This is a genomic window from Corynebacterium ulcerans (genome assembly GCF_900187135.1).
GTDB lineage: Bacteria > Actinomycetota > Actinomycetes > Mycobacteriales > Mycobacteriaceae > Corynebacterium > Corynebacterium ulcerans.
The window spans coordinates 850,636-870,993 of the sequence record NZ_LT906443.1 but is presented as its reverse complement, the minus strand read 5'-3'; the positions used below and the strand labels follow the sequence as shown (position 1 = coordinate 870,993).

Here is a 20,358-nt window from a genome sequence, read left to right as displayed (position 1 = left end):
ACTCACCACCTTTCAGCGAAGCATGAGGAACATTAGGGAAGCGGGTGCGGAACAAGATTGAGACGGGGAGGTGAGCTGGGAGGGGCTAGACCCAAAGCGCGAAAACATGTCATCTGTTGCCTCAACCTAGGCATATGCAATGCCCTGGTCAGCTGTCCGATATATTCCAGCGGCAAGAGACCAGGGACAATAACCTTGACAGCTGAAAGCCCCACCATTTGGTGATAACTCTGGGTGAAGTCGACAACATAGCCGTAAAAGCCATGTGCTTTGAGACGCTCGACTAGCTCAACGAGAGACAAGCGAGGGCACCCCGGGATGTCGGAGACACGGAGCAGCTCTTTACGGGGCAGGAGGAGGAAAGCGGCGGCGTCGATAAGCTCGGAAGCGGCAACGCTGAGGCGATGAGCTGCCCCGGAACCGTCCGCACGCACTGCGGCGGCGTCTGACAACCGTGCACTAGCAAGCAAACGCGACTGCGGATAATCCGCCATGACCTCCCGTAGAGCTTTGCGTACTGCGACATAAGGATCGGGTGCGGCGGCTGCCCCAACGCAGAGGAAAGTGCGCTCAGTATCCGTGCATACCGCAATAACAGCAGGAACTCCTACACTCAGCGGGCAGTAAAACGCGCGGATAACCAGCCCTTGCCTGCGAAGATGCCGCAGCATTGCCTGGTAAGTGCGATCATTGATCGAGTCAACATCGATCTCTGGGACGGTCATGGAACCATGCCATACGGCCAGGACAGCGTCACGTTCAATGACCTCTACTAACCCAGACATCACCGCGTCCTCCCATGTGCGCCCCACCGCGGCGCCGCTGGAGGAATCGAAGCAAAAACGAGCTTGTGCGTCAGACCAGAAAAACACCATATCCGTGGGGACTGCCCATGCGGTTTCATCTCCCAGGCGAATAGCGCGTGTCCAATCGCGGCAGCGTTCATAAGAACGGTTCCACCGTTCGTTGTCCACCCCAAAATCAGTGGCAGGGACGTGGGGAATATGCGTATCGACGCCTCTCGCTCCCTCATTCCCACATGCGGATGCGCGCTCGACGGCCTCGTAAAGAGCTAGCTTTCGACTCTCAGCAATGGTCGGCGCCTGACCACTCCAATGGAATGCTGGTCGAGACCCCACAGCAGGCATGGTTCCACGGGAAACCACCATTCCAGGACGGCGAATCTCCGTGATCGGCCCCGTCCCACACGGTGCTAACACAGGCCCTGTGAGATCGGAAACCTCTGCGTTAGCAGCACAATCGTGGTGCTCAGTGCAGCACGGGCTTGGCGGAATAAACACCGTAGAACTGGAAAGGCACTGTGCATCAGTAGCTGCTAGTCTCCAGCCTCCTTGGGGGCGCTCGACATAGTGCACACGCTCAGACAGCCAACATCTGATGAAGCCGGGTACTCTAGCAGCCTTAACCCAGTCCGCAGCCTCTTCCGTGCGATCCGCCCATGCGCTAAGGCAGACCCTGCATACCTCGGAGGGGACCGCTATCCACTGCTCATGACGCGGAGGCAGGGCGTGCGCTGGGAAACTGCGCGCCGGGCAGTGCAGGTAGGCGACGCGCGTAGTCATGAGACAAGAGGCCGATGAACGGCCGGGTCGACGGCGGGCGGGGAAGCAGGTATCCACGTGCGTGGGCGCAACGCTACGGCAGTGAGCCCGGCGGCAGAGAGACGGGGATCTGTTAAAAGCTCAGCCACCGGTTCCTCTGCAAGGCAGCGCATGCTGGATTCTCTTAAGGCTAACGCCGGAAGCGCATGCGACCAGCCGTCGTGCGGCGGACAGTGCTTGTCCGCATGCAGTTGTGCAAGCGCGAGGTGGCCGTAGGCGGCTGATACCGCGGCTTGTTCCGCCGAGTCTCCCGCCGCCACGACGCTAAGAATCGGATTGTCACATTGAACAACGACTACCGAATGGCCCCACAGAGGCGTGAGCTCCAAAAACGTAGACGTGGCTGCGCCATAGAGTTCCTGAGCATCTCGTACGCAGGATGAGGCCTCAGGACTTGCATTAAACGGAACAACCTCCGAGATGCCCTGCGTTGCAGAGTGAAAAGACCAATAAGCGGCTGCACGCGGGAGAGCGCGTTCCATGGCTTCTTCCTGGGAACTTCCTACGGCAGCCGGTGCGGGAAGCCCAGTGGGCTGCAGCAAAGGGGCGTCCGGCATAGTCCGTGCTGACTGTTGGGAGAGAAGGACGCGGGTAGTGGCTTCCTCAACTGCGCGTTCACGTGCAGCCTCCAGAGTATCTAGCGCCCAACCCGTGACGATCCAACGACGTTGATCGGGACCGGTCACGGATACTTGAGATAGCCGCAAGGGCATCTGAGTTATATCGTCGTCAAGGAAGCGCGGCGTGAAGCCCAGAAGCGGATCAACCAGAGAAAACAGGGGAGAATCGCCATTATCGCGCTGCTGGTGCTGCTGTCCTAGCTGGTGTTGGGTCACCTCACCGGTGGAAAGGTCGATGCGAACTAGTGCTTGTGTGAGTGTTGCTGGCATGACACCAGAGACAATCTTGAAAGCCTCAAAGGACGCGACGATTCCAGCCATGCGGATAAGAGCTTCTGGAACCTCAGCGGTTTCTTTCTCAGTGGATAAAGACTCCAACACGCGCGTCGCAGCTGCTGCCTCAGCTGCGGCATCTGATGCGATGACTAATCCGCTGCCAATTCTGCGGACGGTGATGGTGGCGGCGTCGCTGAGCTCGCGCCAGCTCAGAGAGAGCAGGGGGCGGAGGTGCGACGTATCCGGAGAAAGCGCTGCACAACGCACTGTTGCACAGCCGTTTTCTTCCAAACTTGCTTTGATTAGATGAGCGCTTTCCGGGTGGTTGCAGCAGATAGTAAAAGGCGTGTGGCTGATCTTCTCCAGAACAGCAATGGGAGTGGGCGTGTAGTTTGCGAGGAGCCTCAAGATCCCGTCCCAGGGGCCGCCCCACTGGTATGCGGCAACAGAAGGGTTTTCCGGGGTCAGCCGTGTGAGCATCCCATGCCGGTATAACTCGGATTCGAATAGCTTGATGGTCTGAGCACCGGCAGCGCCCAGGTGTTGGAGAGCATCTGAGAAGAGTACGTCGCCTTCAAAAAGGGGCGTTGCGGCACGGAAAGCTTTGTATGCGCCGGGGCCATCGATAGAAAATCGACGAAAGTCATTGTGAAACTCCACGCCCGTGGGTGTCTCCGAGAACATCACATTACTGTGCAGGAATGGTCGCCATCCCTGAGCCGCTGTGGAATTCTCAGTCTCTGGCAAGCCGGCGGGATGTGGGGAATTCTGTACGATACGGGTCATACGATCACCATTCCTTTGGGGAGCAATCTCACACAAACCCTCAACTCATCGTCGGATTTCTAGAGCACAAAGGGCTTTTCGACGGGAACGAGCGTGCCGATAAGCGGGGTGGTGGCTCGGGGGGGGTGATCCGAAGAAGAATCAAAAATTTATTGACAAAAGCTTACCGCAAAATGTGGCTTAGGTTCAGAAAAGTTATTAAACAGATAGATATTTATCAGAAACTGCTGGTGATGGGCGGAGGGGCTTGAGTGAGCTAGCGGGCGATTCGTCCCGCAGCATAAAAGGTTCACAACATCAAGAGCCCGCAGCCTATTCGGAGAGCTTCTGTGGATAGCTTGCGACTAGAAGCAGAGTTGTCCACAGAAAGACAGTCTGCACGGTGAGAGGGATATTCGTGTGGGGGAAAGGTGCGCAAGATGTGGAGGGCAGGGAATCGGCGTTAGCCCTTGTGCTACGGAACAAAGTTCTGCGACATGCCGCAGACCTGCGTGGTTATCAGCTCATACCAATGAACTCAAGGAATGGAATCACATCATGCATATTCAAAGCACCATCGTAGGAAACCTCACCAACGAGCCAACATTCGTGCAATTCACTAGTGGAGGAGTCTGCAAGTTTCGTATCGCTGCGAGTCGCAGGATGCGCAAGCATCCTGTCAACAACGATGTTCCCGGGGAAGAGTCTCAGTGGATTGATACGGACCAAAACTACATTGACGTGGAATGCTGGGGTCAGCTAGGTGTGAACGCCCGGATGTCGTTGGAACGTGGGCGCCCCGTGATCTGTTCTGGTTATTTGGTCACACAAGAATGGACTGATGCCGCAACGGGAAAGCTGGCATCAAAGATCGTTCTCAAAGCTAGCTACGTGGGGTTTGAGTTGAGCCGTTACGTTGTGTCTTCGCGTAAATCGACTGTGGAGGACATCCACCATGTCCCTGGGCTACCAGCTCCAGAGAATACGGAGAACCAACCCTTTATCCCAGACCGGGACTATTCAAGAACCAATGACTTTTTGAATGAAGAAGGTGGTGCCGCGAAGGAGTCCGGTGAGTTGGTGGGAGCAACGACAACGAGTTCCCACAATCCGCCCTTTTAACCGCCTTTTAAAAAACTCGTCGACTAACAGGGGGAGGCGGGCTCACACGGTGAGGAAATAAAACCTCTTTTAGGTTAGGAGAGTGCAGCGCGGGGCGAATTTATAGGAAGAGTGATGTACCCTTTGACGTGACTGAAACCTATTTCAACATTTAAAGGGGAATATCACTGTGGGCGAATTCATCTACACGATGAAAAACGTGCGCAAGGCTATCGGTGACAAGCTCATTTTGGACAATGTCACCATGGCCTTTTACCCAGGCGCCAAGATCGGCGTTGTGGGCCCGAACGGCGCTGGTAAGTCTTCGATCCTCAAGATCATGGCTGGACTTGACCAGCCGTCCAACGGCGAAGCATTCCTTGACCCCGGTGCTACCGTGGGCATTCTTCTTCAGGAGCCGCCACTGAACGAGGACAAGACCGTTCGTGGAAACGTTGAGGAAGGCCTCGGCGAGATTTTTGAGAAGAAGCAGCGCTTCGAGCAGATCGCCGAGGAAATGGCGACCAATTACACCGATGAGCTCATGGATGAGATGGGCAAGCTCCAGGAAGAACTGGATGCCGCTGACGCCTGGGAGATCGACTCTAAGATCGACCAAGCGCTTGAGGCACTGCGCTGCCCGCCGTCCGACGATCCGGTTACGCACCTCTCGGGAGGCGAGCGTCGTCGAGTAGCACTGGCTAAGCTGCTGCTCTCTGAGCCCGACCTTTTGCTTCTCGACGAGCCCACCAACCACCTGGACGCAGAATCCGTGCTGTGGCTGGAAAAGCACCTTGCAGACTATAAGGGCGCTGTCTTGGCAGTTACTCACGATCGTTACTTCCTGGACCATGTTGCAGGCTGGATTTGTGAGGTTGACCGTGGAAAGCTTTACCCTTACGAGGGCAACTACTCTACCTACCTGGAGACTAAGGCTCAGCGACTAGAGGTTGCCGGCAAGAAGGACCAGAAGCTGCAGAAGCGACTGAAGGAAGAGCTTGCGTGGGTGCGCTCGGGAGCTAAGGCTCGTCAGGCTAAGAACAAGGCACGTCTGCAGCGTTACGAGGAAATGGCTGCAGAGGCTGAGCAGTACAAGAAGCTCGACTTTGAAGAAATCCAGATTCCTACTCCTCCGCGTTTGGGCAACCAGGTCGTGGAAGTGGACCACCTGGATAAGGGCTTTGATGGCCGCGTTCTGATTAAAGACCTTTCCTTCACCCTGCCACGCAACGGCATTGTGGGCGTTATTGGCCCCAACGGCGTGGGTAAGTCGACGCTGTTCAAGACCATCGTGGGACTAGAGAACCCGGATTCCGGTGACGTCAAGGTTGGACAAACCGTCAAGCTCAGCTATGTCGACCAGAACCGTGAGAACATCGACCCAGAAAAGACCGTGTGGGAAGTTGTCTCCGACGGCCTCGATTACATCCACGTTGGACAAAACGAGATGCCTTCGCGCGCGTATCTGTCCGCCTTTGGTTTTAAAGGCCCTGACCAGCAGAAGCCATCCAAGGTCTTGTCTGGTGGTGAGCGCAACCGACTGAACCTTGCCTTGACGTTGAAGCAGGGCGGCAACCTGATTCTTCTCGATGAGCCAACCAACGACCTCGACGTGGAGACGTTGGGATCCCTGGAAAATGCCCTCCAGAAGTTCCCGGGTTGTGCCGTGGTGATCTCTCACGACCGTTGGTTCCTGGACCGTACGTGTACGCACATCCTTGCATGGGAAGGCAACGTGGAAGAGGGCCAGTGGTTCTGGTTCGAGGGCAACTTTGAGGATTATGAAAAGAACAAAGTTGAGCGTCTCGGTGCTGATGCCGCACGTCCATCTCGCGTCACACACCGTAAACTGACCCGCTAGTCATAGCGATTATGGCCGGTAGTGTACTGCGCTAGTTGATGCCCCTCGGTACTTGATGTGTGATCGGAAAACCGATTCACGAGTGCTGAGGGGCATCGTTGCACATAACACGTGTTACGAGGCTAACATTGTGCAACAGCACACACAGATGAAGAATGATGTGTGCTTTAACCTGATAGAAAACTTTGAGAAAGTAGAGCATGGCGGCAGAATCCACACAACAAGTCCATACAACTACAGTTCCCGTTCGGTGGACTGATTTCGACCGTTTCGGTCATGTGACAAATTCAGCGTATGTTGATTTAGCTCAAGAAGCGCGCACCAGGTGGGCGAATGATGAGTTTTTGGCGCAGGGGCACGATATTCCTGCGGTATTTGTTCGCCGAATTGAAGTGGACTATTTGCGTCCCATCATGCCCAGTACCGCTGAGGTGGAGGTTGAAACCTCCATTGTCCAGATCGGGACTACCTCGTTTACCACTCGTCAAAGTTTGAAGGACTGCGAGGGACACGTGTGCGCGGTTGTGCTCGCCGTGCAGGTAGCAGTGGATCTTAAGACTGCGCGTCCGCGTGAGATTGAGGCCCATGAGCTGCAGGTTCTTACCAAGATTGCAGAATCGGCGCGTTAATCAAGATGAACGAGAGTCTCAGTATTCCCGAAGGCCCGGCAACGGGAATAACGAGCCTGCTGCAGCGCGCTGTTGGCTTAGATAGACACGCTTATGCACGGCTGCAGCAGGTAGAAGACTGCGTGAACGTGTATGTGACTACTCCTTTTGGCGTGGTCGCATCGCGGAGAGTCAGGGGAGAAGCGTCGAGGGATGGCGCGGTTGTACTGGCTACTGACTTGCTGGCACGAGGGGAAGGCAAACCGCATGACGCCTCGTGGGCAGGTGCTCTTCCCCCATTAACGGGCTTTAAGCTTATCGACGAAATTCCCGTAGGTGTTGCCAGCGACCTTGCAGAAAAAGGACGTTCTTTGGCTCGACAGTTTTCCGGCCCGATGGGGCCGCCCGCGAGCCTGTTGGATCAAAAAGTTATGACGGTATCTAATGCAGATAATTCCGTGGAGATTTCGATGCGAATGATCTTTGCCTGCACCTCCTTGGGATTTATCCCTTCGGCTACCGCACCAGCGCATATACCGAGGCATCTCCGAGTATCCAGCACCGGACGGTGGGCACGCATTGATGCTCCGTACGGAACGGTTTATGAGTCTCAAGGACTTTCCCTGTTGCCGTAGGCGCTAAAGCAGTCGGATCGCTACGATTCCTATGAGCATTGCAACTACTCCGAGAATCTGCCGGATTCCACTGTGCCCACCACGGATGCGCTCAATTGCAATGCTTGAGATCATCATCCCGAGTAACGCTGCAACGACGGTAAGGCCCGTTCCGATCTTTGGCACCAATGCCGCGTTAGCAAAAACAAACAATGCCCCGAGGCTTCCTCCAAACCACATCCACCAGGGATGAGAAGACCCGAGGCGTTGTATCCGTGGACGCCACCGTAAAACGATGTTGAGCACAATAAGAGCTGCGGCTCCTACAGAGAATGACACGAGTGCCGCTGTTGCCGCCGAGTGAAGCACAGCGCCAAGCCTGCCGTTGATGGCTGACTGCATGGCGGTAAGCATGCCAAATGAAACGCCGGCAAGCCGCCAGATCCAGTGAATAAAGCTCCCCGATTGAGTCTCAGAACTTTTCGGTTTCCCCACGGTGGCGAGTACTCCGGCAAACACCAAGAGCGCTCCGACTACTCGGAGCGGGGTTATCGAGTTCTGCGGAGCGTCGAATAAGCCCCAATGATCGATGGCTAGCCCCATGAAGATTTGCCCTGAGATAGGCAAAACAACAGTTTGTACTGCGCCGAGCCGGGGGAACATGAAAATATTCGCGGTAAGGGCGATAACCCCCAAAAGCCCGCCAAGCCAAATCCACGCGGGGGCGTGATAAGCAGCTGAGACATTGGGAAGCTGGCCTGTGGCAGCTATGAGAGCTACCGCGAGGGTTAGCGTCCCCACGCAAAAGGAGATCATTGAGGAGGAAAACGGTGTTCCAGTGGATGCGCTGAGCCGAGTATTAACAACCGTTTGGATGGGGATAACCGCCCCGGCGGCGACACCAAGAAGAATCCACAACATGCGAAACTCGACTAAGAAGCGCGGTTGATGAGCATATCGGCTACGCGCTGCATATGATCCCACAGAGCAGCGCGATAGGCGGTAGGCAAAGTCTCTTCATCGAGGGTATCCAGCGCGGATTCCATGAGTAGTAGCCAGCGGTCTGCGGCGGCTTGGTCGATAGGGAAGTGCGCATGCCGCATACGAAGGCGCGGATGCCCACGATTCTCTGAGAACGTTTGAGGACCACCCCAGTATTGGACGAGGAACCAACGGAGTCGGTCTTCCGCACCCTCCCAATCGTCGTGCGGGTACATGGGGCCCAGGATGTCATCGGTGCGGACGAGCTCGTAGAAGCGGTGGACGAATGCACGGAATGTGGACTCGCCGCCCACAGCGTCGTAAAAGGATTGGGGAGTAGACATGGGACTTTCGTTTTCTGAGGGGGTGTTAGTCGGAGATGCGTCGCGAAGCCGCAATGCCTTCAGGATAAGGGGTATCAATGTTGTTGTGCTGGAGAGCAGTGAGGACACGCGCCGTTAGCTCTCGGGTGACATACCATTGTTGATCCGGGAGGGTTGTCACTCGGGCGCGGATCAGCATGTGGTCGAGCCCAATGGAATTAACACCATCGACGATAGGGGAGTCGAGGAGTACGTCGTTAATAGCCGGCTCTTGTGAAGCGGCGTTTACTGCGTCAGTGACAGCTTCAATGGCTGCGCTAGCGTTCTCGTCTAGTGCAACCGGAATATTGATGAGGGCCACGGCATATTCTTGACTGAAGTTACCGATCCTAAGAATTTCTCCGTTGCGGACAAACCACTGGGTGCCGTGAATATCGCGCAATGTTGTGAGTCGAAGGCTGACGTCTTCGACGGTTCCCACGATGTCTCCTACGTCGATAGTGTCGCCAACACCATATTGGTCCTCGATGAGCATAAAGACACCTGATAAGAAGTCTTTGACCAACGATTGCGCGCCAAAACCAAGAGCCACGCCGACGACGCCTGCTGATGCCACGATTGGGGTGACGTTGATCCCCAGGTACGTGAGGACAGCAAGGCACACCCACACCCACACCACGACAGAGACTGCAGAGCGTCCTACCGCTGCAAGTGTGAGCATCCGCGATTGTCTACGTTGTTCCTGAGTCGCGCTGAGGGCCTCAGAAGACTTGTTAGCGGTCTTTCCCCGCAGAGGTAGCACCGAAGAAATCTTCGAGGGCTTTTTGTTGATGTTGATGTGAGCCGCTTTGGTAATGGCTTTCCGCAGAAGCCAGTTTGCGATGAGACCGATAAGGATAGTGATCCCTATCTGGATCGGTTTGTCTATCAGCCATTCTTGGGTGTTTACGGATCCTAACCAAGAGGAGACCGACTCAGTCTGTTCTGTAGCGCTAAAGATTGTCATCGTTGCCCACCGTAGCAGCGCGCTGTGCACTAAAGCTTCGGGAGGGGAGGTTGTGTGTGGAATCCATGAGGAAACCCCCTCGAGGAGAATCCTCTATCCGCAGGAAGTACCAGTTAACGTCCTACGGATAGAGGCGAAACAAAACTAGCGTGCGTCTATTTCACGTAGGCGCAAGGCACGTTCTTGCTCAGACATCCCTTCAGACACCACCCGGCGAACACCAGCCGGCAAAGAGTCCTTGTTAAGGAACGCGTGGGCGTTTTCTACACCTTGCGCGGAAATATCCCAATAAGGATAGATTCCGGACAGCGTCACCAGCGCGACCTCAGAAGACATCTCAGCCCAGATCTTCTCTGCCAAGGCAAAAACTGCGGAGTTAAATTGCGCGAGGTATGGTCCAGATCCTGTGAAAGTAAGACCTTCGAGCTTATGGCGCAAGAAGAGGTTAGAAAGCGTGTTCTTTGTGTCGGTGACCTCATCAAAGATTTCGGCCTTAACATCAGCATCCGGTTGTGCTGCATATGCCCGCAACGCCGCAAGCTCACCGGCTGAAGAACGATCTATGCCTCGTAGTTTCTCTATGCTCTCGTGAACCGCTGTTCCGGTGATCTCACTATGGGCGATGAGCGCTGTGAGCGCCCACCAGCGCAGGTCAGAATCTACTGTGAGACCCGGAATCGAAGTAGAACCTTGCACAATCGCAGCAAATTCGGCGGCAACATCTTTGGTAATGCGTATTTTTGCCAGAGCTTGGACAAACGCCAGCTGTGCGTCAGAACCAGCCTGCGCGTTGCGAGCACCGACCAAGAGAGCGTCGGCAAGCATGTAGCGTCCGGTGCTATCCGCCCACGCAGGATCTACGTAGGACCGTACAGCCTTTGCAGCCTGGCTTAGGATGCGTTCAAGCACTGCAATTTCAGTCTCAAACTGGGCGCCACGTGCAACGAGCGTGACAAAGTCACGAGCGCGCATACTGCCGTCTCTTGTCATTTCCCATGCGGCGGACCAACACAGTGTGCGCGCCATGGGATCAGAGATTTTATCGATGTTGTTCACGATGAAATCCAATGAAGCTGGGTCCAGCTGCATCAAGCAATACGTGAGGTCGTCATCGTTGACCAGAATCAGGTCAGCTTGCGCAAGGCCGACCACTTCTGGAACCGGCGTGGATGTGCCTTCAACGTCAATCTCACATCGATGAGTTCTCTTCACCTGGCCGTCGATAAGCGAATAAAGCCCCACGGCGATCCGGTGGGTACGAAGCTCTCCTGCGCCGGGCGCTGCTCCACTTTGCTGAACGGCGAACTCGGAATAAACGCCATCCTTGACGGTAAAGGTGGGGGAAAGCTTGTTAATTCCAGTGGTCTTGAGCCATTGGTCGGCCCATTGGGAAAGATCGCGGCCGGAGGCCTCTTCAAAGGCTCCAAGCAGGTCATCAAAGGTCGCGTTAGCAAACGCGTGGTTGGCAAAGTGCTTACGAACACCCGCCAGGAAGGCATCTCGCCCCACAAAAGCCTGTAGCTGTTTGAGCACCGAAGAACCCTTGGCATAAGTAATGCCGTCGAAGTTCTGCTCAACGGTTTCAATATCGGAGGCGTCGGCTGTGATCGGATGCGTGGAGGGGAGTTGGTCTTGGTGGTAGGCCCATGACTTTTCCACATTGGCAAAAGTGACCCATGCGGTGGAGTATTCCGTTGCCTCGGCTTGAGAGATCGCCGCGGCCCACGTGGCAAAGGACTCGTTGAGCCAGAGGTCGCCCCACCACTTCATGGTGACAAGATCGCCAAACCACATGTGAGCCATCTCGTGCAGGATTGTGTCGCACCGACGCTCATAGCGGTATTTGGTGACCTTAGACGAAAAGACATACTCATCGCGGAAGGTCACCGCACCGGCGTTCTCCATGGCGCCCATGTTGAACTCCGGGACAAAGATCTGGTCATACTTGTAAAACGGGTACGCCATGCCAAAGTTCTTGTGATAGAACGTGAACCCTTGCTTGGTTTCCCTCAACAAGGTGTCCGCGTCTAAATACTGTGCCAATGATTTCCGGCAGTAGATGGACATTGGAATCTCTAGCGCTGTGGGCTGGTCTGCGGGAGTCTCCGGATGGTGCGTCAGCGCGCCAGACCAGGTGTCTGAGACCTCGTGATAATCACCGGCGCACAACGCGACCAGATACGTGGAAAGCTTGTAATCCACGTGTGCCCTATGGATAGCTTTGTCCGCGGCGGTTGTTATCTGGGTATGCGCGTTGGTGATTACTTTCCACGCTGTGGGTGCTGTGATAGTAAAAGCGTAGGTCGCCTTGAGATCTGGCTGGTCAAAGCACGCAAACATGCGTTTGGCATCAGCTGTTTCAAACTGCGTGTACAAGTAGACTCGCTGATCTTCTGGATCAATAAAGCGGTGAAGCCCCTGGCCTGTATGTGAATAGACGCATGAAGCGGTCACAGTAAGGGAATGCAGTCCTGGAGTTAGCCCTCGTAAAGCGAGTCCCTGGGTCTCATCGTAGCCGGAGGGGGTCAGCGGAACCGCTGCTGCTGTGATGTCTGTGCCGTCGAGAAGCACCTCTGCTACGGATGCTGCCCGCAGGTCAATAAAAGTATCCCCGGCTTCTTTTACCGTGAAAGACACTGTGGTGATAGAAGGAAACTCTTTATCCCCTTCAGTCAAGTCGAGAGCAATATCGTAATGATGCACGTCAAGGATACGGGAACGCTGCTCGGCTTCTGCTTGCGTGAGATTGATGGAAGACATGTGATTAAGGAGCTCCTTTAGCTTGGGATGATGCTAGCCAGAGGGCTAGACGCGAAAAGCTCTGTGGGTACTGCGTTTGATCTGTGGATTTACTTTACAACTGGATGCCACAGTGCAACCGGCTATTGGGCAAAGTCTTTTTTGCAGCAGGACAAACGCAGAAGGACAAGCATGGCGTGGAATGATCGCGTGGGGAGATGCGTTGAAAAGGGCAGTGTTGCGCACTTGAGGGAAGGTTAAGGGCCGAGAACTTCGAAGTGCGTTGGATGAGAAACTCGCATGATGGATTAAAGGAGACTTCTATGACCGAGCACGTGACATTCTGGTTCGACGTGAGCTGCCCCTTTTGTTGGGTGACCTCTCGGTGGATCAAAGAAGTGGAGCAGGTTCGCAACATTCACGTTGAATGGGTGCCGATGAGCCTTTCTGTTCTCAACGAAGGTCGAGACGAGCTGCCGGAAGACTACAAAGAGAAGATGAAGGCGAACTGGGGGCCAGCGCGAGTGTTCGCGGCAGTCGCCTCACAGCACCCCGATAAGCTTGATGAGCTCTATACAGTCATGGGAACTGAGATTCATAACAACGGTCAAGGCGGTAAGCAGGGCTTTGGCGCTTATGACGAGATCATTAAGTCTGCACTGTCCACGGTCGGATTGGATCCCACGTTGGCAGAAGTGGCTAACACTGAAACTTGGGATAAAGAATTGCGTGAATATCATCGCGGTGCCATGGAACTAGTGGGCAACGATGTGGGGACACCAGTGATCAAGCTGGGAGATTCTGCGTTCTTTGGTCCTGTTATCACGCGGATTCCGCGTGGGGAAGAAGCTGGGAAGCTTTTCGACGCCTCCATCGCACTAGGTTCCTATCCCTATTTCTTCGAGCTAAAGCGGTCGAGGACAGAGAGTCCTCGCTTTGACTAACCCCTGTATGAGGCTTTGTACGAGGTGCAGTGCGTCACATGTTTTTTAGTGGTGCACTCGTATGATCTGCGTGTGGTCTGCGTATGATCCCATCCAGCGACTCATATAACGATATATTTCCTTGTTAAGGCCTTAAGGGAAGTTAAGTAGCTAAGGGAAGAAGGTATGAGGTGATTTGTCCCCTTCTTAATGGGGTGCGGTGATGCGATACACTTTGAAACTATGCGCGTTTACCTCGGAGCGGACCATGCAGGGTTCGAAATGAAGAACATTATCGCGGAACACCTCAAGACCAAGGGACATGAGGTTATTGACTGCGGTGCACACACTTATGACGCCCAGGATGACTATCCGGCGTACTGTATTGAGGCTGCTAGCCGCGTGGTTAATGACCCTGGTTCACTCGGCATCGTGTTGGGTGGTTCGGGTAACGGCGAACAGATCGCCGCTAATAAAGTCAAGGGCGCTCGTTGCGCATTGGCATGGTCGGTGGAAACTGCCCGGCTGGCTCGTGAGCACAACAACGCCCAGCTGATCGGTTTGGGCGGCCGGATGCATTCTGAAGAAGAAGCACTCCAGATCGTTGACGCCTTTATTGAACAGGAGTGGAGCAAGGAGGAACGCCACCAGCGGCGCATCGATATCCTCTCCGAATACGAGCGCACAGGAATCGCCCCGGCGCTTCCGGAAGCTTAATTCTTCTCTAGCGCTACAGCTGTCTTTTTACAACTAACGATCCCTGATATCCGAGGCCTCTCTCCGGCCGTGATATCGGGGATTTTTTACTACGTGCAATCGATGAGGTGGAAAGCGATGACGAATATGCATAGCAACAGTCAGCCCATGCGGGCCCCAGTGGAAATCATCACTGCTCGGGAGGTTCCACTCGGGGGATTACGTGCGATGACCGTGCGTCGGACACTACCTCAGAAAAAACGGACGATGATCGGGGCATGGTGCTTTGTAGATCACTATGGCCCCGATGAGGTTTCTCGGACTGGAGGCATGGATGTGGCGCCGCACCCTCACACTGGTTTGCAGACCGTTAGCTGGTTGTTCCGTGGGGAAATAGAGCACCGCGACTCAGGCGGAAACGTTGGCACGGTGCGCCCTGGAGAGGTTAATTTAATGACTTCGGGAGCTGGAATTTGCCATTCGGAGGTATCTACACCAACCACAGAAACTCTCCACGGCGTCCAGCTCTGGATTGCGTTGCCGGATTCAGCCCGGAACATAGCGCCACGCTCCTTCGAACATTATTCTCCTGAACCTGTAGATCTAGGGGAGGGGCAGGCAACTGTTTTTCTTGGCGAGCTCTGCGGCATGAAAAGTCCAGTACAAACGTTTACCCCGCTGGTAGGAGCGGAAATACGTGTCAAGAAGAATTCTTCCCTCGCCATACCCCTCGATCCAGCTTTTGAGCATGGAGTGCTTGTCGACGCCGGAACGATCACGGTAGAAGACGTTGCTATTCCCCACGCGGCGCTTGCTTATGTAGGGGTTGGCACGGAACGCATCGTGATATCCAACCACAGCGATAGCGACGGCAGAGTACTGCTGATCGGTGGGCAGCCGTTTGCGGAAGAGATCGTTATGTGGTGGAACTTTGTAGGACGGTCGACCGAAGAGATCCGCAAGAGCAGAGATGATTGGCAAGCCCAAGAAGATCGTTTTGGCAAGGTCGTCGGGTATCAAGGCCATGGCGGAGTGAATGCTCGGGGCGAGGGGATCAACGCGCAGGGATTAGCGCGAATTGAAGCCCCCACGTTGCCCAACGTGACGCTACGGCCGCGGAGAAACCCGGCGCCGTATGCGCGGCCATAGGCAGGAATAGCAACAAACAAAAGTGAAGGTGCCTGTGCATGGAAGCACGGGCACCTTCACACTTTGCGGAGGGGCTTAGCGGCTAAAAATCGAAGTCAAAGTCGAATCCGCCGCCATCGCCACCGTCGCCGCCGAAGAAACCATCAAAGAATCCACCGTCATCGCCGGAATCTCCTCCGACGTCTCCTATGTCTCCGCCGCCATCGCCACCATTGGCTGCAAGGCCTTCTGTATAGCCCTTATCAAAACCGGACTCAAAGGCATGAGCGCTGTACCCGACGCCAGACATGCCGTTGAACAACGAGCTAAAGAGAAAAACGGATCCGGCAGTCCAGAGGCCACTACGCAACGCGCCCGCCCACCACGGCTCGGAATACCATCCGGCAGGAACCGGGCGGCCGGCAACCATTCCACCAGGGTAGTAATTCGGGGTATCGGGTGTGGCGTGAGGAGAGGCCGTGATTTGTTGGCCTTCGAAGTCGATGGTTCGGTTTTCGGTGACTTTTCCTGCTTGGCGTTGGCCTTCTAGCGGCGGTAGCTCAGGGCCAGCAGGTAGTCCCATGATCTCGCGGGCGGCATTCATATAGTGCAGGCCTTCTAGTGCAGACTCGCGTGCTAATTCTGCTTGGCGCACCGTCGTGGCCGTGCTGATTTGGGAAGATGCTGCGTTGTAGCGCTCTGAGGCGTCGGCAATGGCTTGTGTGGATGCTGCATCGGTGCCTGAGATCGTGAGTACTTGTGACCCTAGTCTTTCGATCCAACGGCGAGCTTCTGCGATTGAGTCTTGGAGATTGTCTGACTCGATTTGCCGGTTACTTTTATTGCCTCTGCTGAGGAAGAAGACGGCACCGCCGACAACGAGGACGACAAGTAATAACGCAATCATTGTGAATGCCTCCGTGGAAATTTGGGGACGTTAATTACTTTGACCAACGTTCCAAGGAAACAAAAAGTTCCTCAGCCTAACCTTGCGGATGGGGGCTGAGGAACGCGGGAAGAGAAACTTTGCGAGATGTGACTTTATACATCTGCGACGGGGTCTTCAGGTTCTGGGTCTTTCATAGCGTTGCGGGCATTGACCCATTCTTTGACTGCTTCGGAATCCCACAAAGTTAGACCATGGTGTTTAGCTACGGGGGAAGGGGCACGTCCTCGACCTGCGTAACTCGTAAAAGTGCCACGAGCCGTGCCCGAGAACTCTGCGCAGTCATTTGCGGTCCACAATTCGCGGCCGGTATCTGCGTCGATGATCTTCGGTTGCATGAAAACATAATAACTCACTAATCAATAATGTGTCTTTTGTGCAGGTTATCGGGCCTTGGTGTTGGGTAAAAGAGGGGTTTGAAGATTTTTGAGAGGTGAAAAACTTTAGAGAAATTATGTAGAAAAATTGGTTTTACTGACAGGCGGGAAAGGGTGGGTGGTGGTACGTGGAATTATGAAAGTTACGGGGAGATGCTGGGGTTTTGTTCTTATCGTGAAAGTCCGCTACTGTTATGCGCACAGCGTTCGACACGCTCAAACGCTAGTGGGAATGTCGTATAGTGGCTAATACCTCAGCCTTCCAAGCTGAAGACGCGGGTTCGATTCCCGTCATTCCCTCCACTTTTAAAAGCCGGTGGCCTTGATTCAAGGTTGCCGGCTTTTTGCGATGTTGTTTGAGTGGGGATTGTCGTTTTTGAGAACGCTGAAAAATTCGAGTGGCGGTTTTGTGTGGCGCATGGTCGCTAGCGTTCTCAAAAACGACAATTCTTGGCTTTTGTGGAGTGGGCGGGGGCAAGCGACGGCGGAAGACTGAAGCGCGAAAAATTTTCCTAACGTGTAGTAGTAATTTCCTCTTTTAGTGCCTTTGAACTGGCGTTTTGGGAAAAACCGATTCTATGGCGTAACTTTTTAGGGGCAGCTTGTACACTGCATGTACGAACTTGGTGCGGAGAATCCGTATTCCATGTTTGTATTGTGTGCGCGTTTGTTTGAAAGTTCGACAACGGGACGTGGCGCAGTTTGGTAGCGCACCTGCTTTGGGAGCAGGGGGTCGCAGGTTCAAATCCTGTCGTCCCGACGTAGATCCCTCCACTTGGTAAGGGTGGAGGGATTTTTTAAATTTATTGAGTACCCAACGATCAGGAGAATGGCTCGTGAAGAGTTCCGTCGAAAAGCTGAGCGACACCCGCGTCAAGCTCAACGTTGAGGTTCCTTTCGAGGAGCTGAAGTCTGAGATCGATCAGGCCTACAAGGCGTTGGCTCAGCAGATCAACATTCCAGGCTTCCGTCGTGGCAAAGCGCCGCGCCAGCTTATCGACGCCCGCATCGGTCGCGGACCGGTTTTGGAGCAGGTTGTCAACGACATGCTTCCTACCCGTTACCAGCAGGCCTGTGAAGAAAACGAGCTCGTGGTCTTGGGTCAGCCTGCTATCGATATCACAAAGATCGAAGACAACGACGTTGTTGAGTTCACTGCTGAGGTCGATGTTCGTCCAGAAATCACCGTCCCTGATTTTGCTGCCTTCAATGTAGAGGTTCCTGCACTCAAGGTTGATGAAGAAGCAGTCGACGCTGAGATTGATCGTTTGCGTGAGCGCTTCGGCGAGCTGAAGGACACCAAGCGCAAGCTGAAGACCAACGACTTTGCCACCATTGATCTTGCGGCTTCCGTTGACGGTGAGGCAATCGAAGAGGCTACAACCGAGGGTATGTCTTACCAGGTTGGTGCTGGCGATCTCATTGACGGCCTAGACACCGCTCTCCGCGGTCTCAAGACCGGTGAGTCCGCAGAATTCACCACCACTCTTCAGGCTGGCGAGTACGCTGGTAAAGAAGCAACTGTCACCGTAACTGTTCAGCAGACCAAGGAGCGCAAGCTTCCTGAAGTCGACGAAGAGTTCGTGCAGATGGCTTCCGAGTTTGACACCGTTGAGGAACTCCGCGAGTCCGTCACCGCACAGGTTGAGGAAAAGGCAAAGGCTGCACAGGCAACTGCTATTCGTGATGAAGTCTTGAAGGCGGCACTCGCAGAGTCCACATTCGAGCTTCCGGAAGGTGTTGTTAACGAGCAGGTTGAGGCTCAGCTGCACCAGCTGCTTGGCCAGCTCGCTCACGATGAGGCCGCTTTGAACGCTGCTCTTGAGGCACAGGGAACCACTCGCGAAGACTTCGACGCAGAGAACCGTAAGAACTCTGAAGAGGCAGTCCGTACTCAGCTGTTCCTCGACGCTCTTGCAGAGCAAGAAGCACCTGAGGTTTCTCAGCAGGAGCTGACCGATCATATCCTCTTCACTGCACAGAACTATGGCATGGAGCCAAACCAGTTTGTGATGCAGCTGCAGCAGTCCGGTCAGATCGCTAACTTGTTCTCTGATGTTCGCCGTGGCAAGGCTTTGGCAGCAGCTATCTGCCGTGTCTCCGTTAAGGACGAGGAAGGCAACGTAGTTGACCCGACTCAGTACTTCGGTGAGGAAGAAGCAGAAGCTTCCGAGGACGAGGCTAAGTAATAGGCTTATACACAAAAGGCCTCAATGAGATGCAACGCTCATTGAGGCCTTTTGCTATGCCGGGATAGAAGTTTTGTCGTTTTTGAGAACGCTAGAAAACTCGACGTGGGGTTTGTAGAACTCGACCCTGCTAGCGTTCTCAAAAACGACAACTGGGCAATACAACCGCGCAACAGGCTGTATCGCTGTGGGATAGTGGCTCTGCTTGTTAGTTTGTCCTACGCTGTGAGCGAACAGGTGCCATGGGAGGACTAATAGGCAGGTAACGTGGGTTGCATTCGATAGTCACGTGGCTGGCTAAAAATGAAAATCTGTAAGGAGTACTGGAATGAGTGACCAGATCCGCATGGCTCAGGGCAGCGCTGGCCTGAACCTGAGTGATTCCGTGTATGAGCGCCTCTTGCGCGAGCGAATTATCTTCCTTGGAACGCAAGTGGATGATGAAATCGCGAATAAGCTCTGCGCACAGATCTTGCTGCTGTCTGCTGAGGATCCGCACCGCGATATTTCCCTGTACATTAACTCGCCGGGTGGCTCTGTCACTGCCGGTATGGCCATTTATGACACGATGAAGTACTCGCCTTGCGATATCGCTACGTACGGCATGGGGCTTGCTGCTTCTATGGGGCAGTTCTTGCTCTCCGGTGGCACAAAGGGGAAGCGCTATGCTCTTCCTCACGCACGCATTATGATGCACCAGCCTTCAGCAGGTGTGGGCGGAACGGCAGCTGATATCGCTATTCAGGCTGAGCAGTTCGCGCAGACCAAGCGTGAGATGGCTGAGCTTATCGCAGAACACACCGGTCAGACTTTTGAGCAGATCACCAAGGATTCTGATCGTGACCGTTGGTTTACGGCTGCGCAGGCTAAAGAATATGGCATTGTCGACCACGTGATTGCGTCCGCTCAGGGTCCGCTTTCTAACTAAGGCAGGAGAATATACATGACTACTTCCGGAATGCAGATGCCCTCTGCTCGTTACGTGCTGCCTTCGTTTATCGAGCACTCTACTTATGGCACCAAGGAGACTAATCCTTACGCCAAGCTCTTTGAAGAGCGCATTATCTTCTTGGGCACGCAGGTGGATGATACCTCTGCCAATGACATCATGGCGCAGCTATTGGTGTTGGAGGGGCTTGATCCTGATCGTGACATCACGATGTACATCAACTCTCCAGGCGGCTCTTTTACCTCCCTGATGGCTATCTACGACACCATGCAGTACGTGCGTCCTGACGTGCGCACCGTCTGCTTGGGTCAGGCGGCGTCGGCAGCAGCGGTGCTGCTCGCTGCGGGCGCACCAGGTAAGCGTGCCTGCTTGCCTAACTCCCGTGTGCTGATTCACCAGCCTGCTACCCAGGGGACGCAGGGACAGGTCTCGGACCTGGAGATTCAGGCGAAAGAAATCGAGCGCATGCGTGCGCTGATGGAGCAGACCCTTTCGCGTCACACTGGTCGTACTCCTGAGCAGGTTCGCATTGATACTGACCGCGATAAGATTCTCACCGCACAAGAAGCCGTGGAATACGGCATCATTGACCAGGTTTTTGATTATCGCAAGCTCAACGGCTAGCAAGTTCTGG

18 protein-coding genes and 2 tRNA genes are annotated in these 20,358 nt (G+C 54.5%); 12 read left to right on the top strand and 8 right to left on the bottom strand.

The annotated features are described in order from the left end of the window. Nucleotides 1-32: 32 nt before the first annotated feature. Both CKV68_RS03920 and CKV68_RS03915 read right to left on the bottom strand, forming a co-directional pair. Nucleotides 33-1,583, bottom strand: coding sequence for a YcaO-like family protein (locus CKV68_RS03920; protein WP_095075630.1), 1,551 nt, complete (start codon nt 1,581-1,583; stop codon nt 33-35). Then, nucleotides 1,580-3,304, bottom strand: a complete 1,725-nt coding sequence (locus CKV68_RS03915; protein WP_095075629.1) for a hypothetical protein — start codon at nt 3,302-3,304, stop codon at nt 1,580-1,582. The genes CKV68_RS03920 and CKV68_RS03915 overlap by 4 nt, the downstream gene beginning before the upstream one ends. A 537-nt stretch (nt 3,305-3,841) precedes the next feature. Here CKV68_RS03915 and CKV68_RS03905 point away from each other — a divergent pair. The 4 genes from CKV68_RS03905 to CKV68_RS03890 all read left to right on the top strand — a co-directional run bounded on the left by CKV68_RS03905 (nt 3,842) and on the right by CKV68_RS03890 (nt 7,488). Beyond that, a complete protein-coding gene (locus tag CKV68_RS03905) occupies nt 3,842-4,405 on the top strand; it encodes a single-stranded DNA-binding protein (protein WP_014836696.1) in 564 nt (187 codons plus the stop codon). Nucleotides 4,406-4,574: 169 nt separating this feature from the next. Then, nucleotides 4,575-6,245 (top strand): energy-dependent translational throttle protein EttA, encoded by a 1,671-nt coding sequence (gene ettA, locus CKV68_RS03900; RefSeq protein WP_013912122.1) that lies wholly within the window; start codon nt 4,575-4,577, stop codon nt 6,243-6,245. 200 nt (nt 6,246-6,445) lie between these two features. Then, entirely contained in the window at nt 6,446-6,874 is a 429-nt protein-coding gene (locus CKV68_RS03895) for an acyl-CoA thioesterase (protein WP_013912121.1), read from the top strand. A 5-nt stretch (nt 6,875-6,879) separates the two neighbouring features. Next, a complete protein-coding gene (locus CKV68_RS03890; RefSeq protein WP_013912120.1) occupies nt 6,880-7,488 on the top strand; it encodes a hypothetical protein in 609 nt (202 codons plus the stop codon). A 3-nt stretch (nt 7,489-7,491) separates the two neighbouring features. On the opposite strand, the gene CKV68_RS03885 is transcribed toward CKV68_RS03890, so the two are convergent. The 4 genes from CKV68_RS03885 to pepN all read right to left on the bottom strand — a co-directional run bounded on the left by CKV68_RS03885 (nt 7,492) and on the right by pepN (nt 12,537). Beyond that, on the bottom strand, nt 7,492-8,388 hold the full coding sequence (locus tag CKV68_RS03885) for a DMT family transporter (RefSeq protein WP_013912119.1): 897 nt from the start codon (nt 8,386-8,388) through the stop codon (nt 7,492-7,494). Between the two features lie 11 nt (nt 8,389-8,399). Continuing rightward, the gene (locus tag CKV68_RS03880) at nt 8,400-8,792 is read right to left on the bottom strand and encodes a globin (RefSeq protein ID WP_014526129.1); all 393 of its coding nucleotides are present in this window, start codon (nt 8,790-8,792) and stop codon (nt 8,400-8,402) included. Between the two features lie 25 nt (nt 8,793-8,817). Next, nucleotides 8,818-9,777: a mechanosensitive ion channel family protein gene (locus CKV68_RS03875; RefSeq protein WP_013912117.1), complete on the bottom strand. Its 960-nt coding sequence runs from the start codon at nt 9,775-9,777 to the stop codon at nt 8,818-8,820. A gap of 144 nt (nt 9,778-9,921) precedes the next feature. Continuing rightward, on the bottom strand, nt 9,922-12,537 hold the full coding sequence (pepN, locus tag CKV68_RS03870) for an aminopeptidase N (RefSeq protein ID WP_095075627.1): 2,616 nt from the start codon (nt 12,535-12,537) through the stop codon (nt 9,922-9,924). Nucleotides 12,538-12,839: 302 nt separating this feature from the next. On the opposite strand from pepN, the gene CKV68_RS03860 reads away from it, so the two are divergent. The 3 genes from CKV68_RS03860 (at nt 12,840) to CKV68_RS03850 (ending at nt 15,284) form a co-directional block, all read left to right on the top strand. Continuing rightward, the gene (locus CKV68_RS03860; RefSeq protein WP_095075626.1) at nt 12,840-13,460 is read left to right on the top strand and encodes a mycothiol-dependent nitroreductase Rv2466c family protein; all 621 of its coding nucleotides are present in this window, start codon (nt 12,840-12,842) and stop codon (nt 13,458-13,460) included. Nucleotides 13,461-13,682: 222 nt separating this feature from the next. Then, entirely contained in the window at nt 13,683-14,156 is a 474-nt protein-coding gene (locus CKV68_RS03855) for a ribose-5-phosphate isomerase (protein ID WP_014836691.1), read from the top strand. A gap of 117 nt (nt 14,157-14,273) precedes the next feature. Further along, on the top strand, nt 14,274-15,284 hold the full coding sequence (locus tag CKV68_RS03850; RefSeq protein ID WP_038619118.1) for a pirin family protein: 1,011 nt from the start codon (nt 14,274-14,276) through the stop codon (nt 15,282-15,284). Between the two features lie 82 nt (nt 15,285-15,366). Here CKV68_RS03850 and CKV68_RS03845 read toward each other — a convergent pair whose 3' ends face one another. Both CKV68_RS03845 and CKV68_RS03840 read right to left on the bottom strand, forming a co-directional pair. Next, nucleotides 15,367-16,170 carry a hypothetical protein gene (locus CKV68_RS03845; RefSeq protein ID WP_095075625.1) on the bottom strand — a complete coding sequence of 268 codons (804 nt, stop codon included), beginning with the start codon at nt 16,168-16,170 and terminating at the stop codon, nt 15,367-15,369. Between the two features lie 134 nt (nt 16,171-16,304). Further along, the gene (locus CKV68_RS03840; protein ID WP_013912111.1) at nt 16,305-16,547 is read right to left on the bottom strand and encodes a helix-turn-helix transcriptional regulator; all 243 of its coding nucleotides are present in this window, start codon (nt 16,545-16,547) and stop codon (nt 16,305-16,307) included. 267 nt (nt 16,548-16,814) lie between these two features. Between CKV68_RS03840 and CKV68_RS03835 the strand changes: the two genes are divergently transcribed. From CKV68_RS03835 to CKV68_RS03815, 5 genes are all read left to right on the top strand, one after another. Beyond that, nucleotides 16,815-16,889: transfer RNA gene (locus tag CKV68_RS03835), tRNA-Gly, on the top strand. Nucleotides 16,890-17,272: 383 nt separating this feature from the next. Further along, a tRNA-Pro gene (locus tag CKV68_RS03830) sits at nt 17,273-17,346 on the top strand. Between the two features lie 76 nt (nt 17,347-17,422). Next, entirely contained in the window at nt 17,423-18,775 is a 1,353-nt protein-coding gene (gene tig / locus CKV68_RS03825) for a trigger factor (RefSeq protein WP_095075624.1), read from the top strand. Between the two features lie 328 nt (nt 18,776-19,103). Further along, nucleotides 19,104-19,703, top strand: coding sequence for an ATP-dependent Clp protease proteolytic subunit (locus CKV68_RS03820; protein ID WP_013912109.1), 600 nt, complete (start codon nt 19,104-19,106; stop codon nt 19,701-19,703). 15 nt (nt 19,704-19,718) lie between these two features. Next, nucleotides 19,719-20,348 carry an ATP-dependent Clp protease proteolytic subunit gene (locus CKV68_RS03815; RefSeq protein ID WP_013912108.1) on the top strand — a complete coding sequence of 210 codons (630 nt, stop codon included), beginning with the start codon at nt 19,719-19,721 and terminating at the stop codon, nt 20,346-20,348. Nucleotides 20,349-20,358 lie beyond the last annotated feature (10 nt).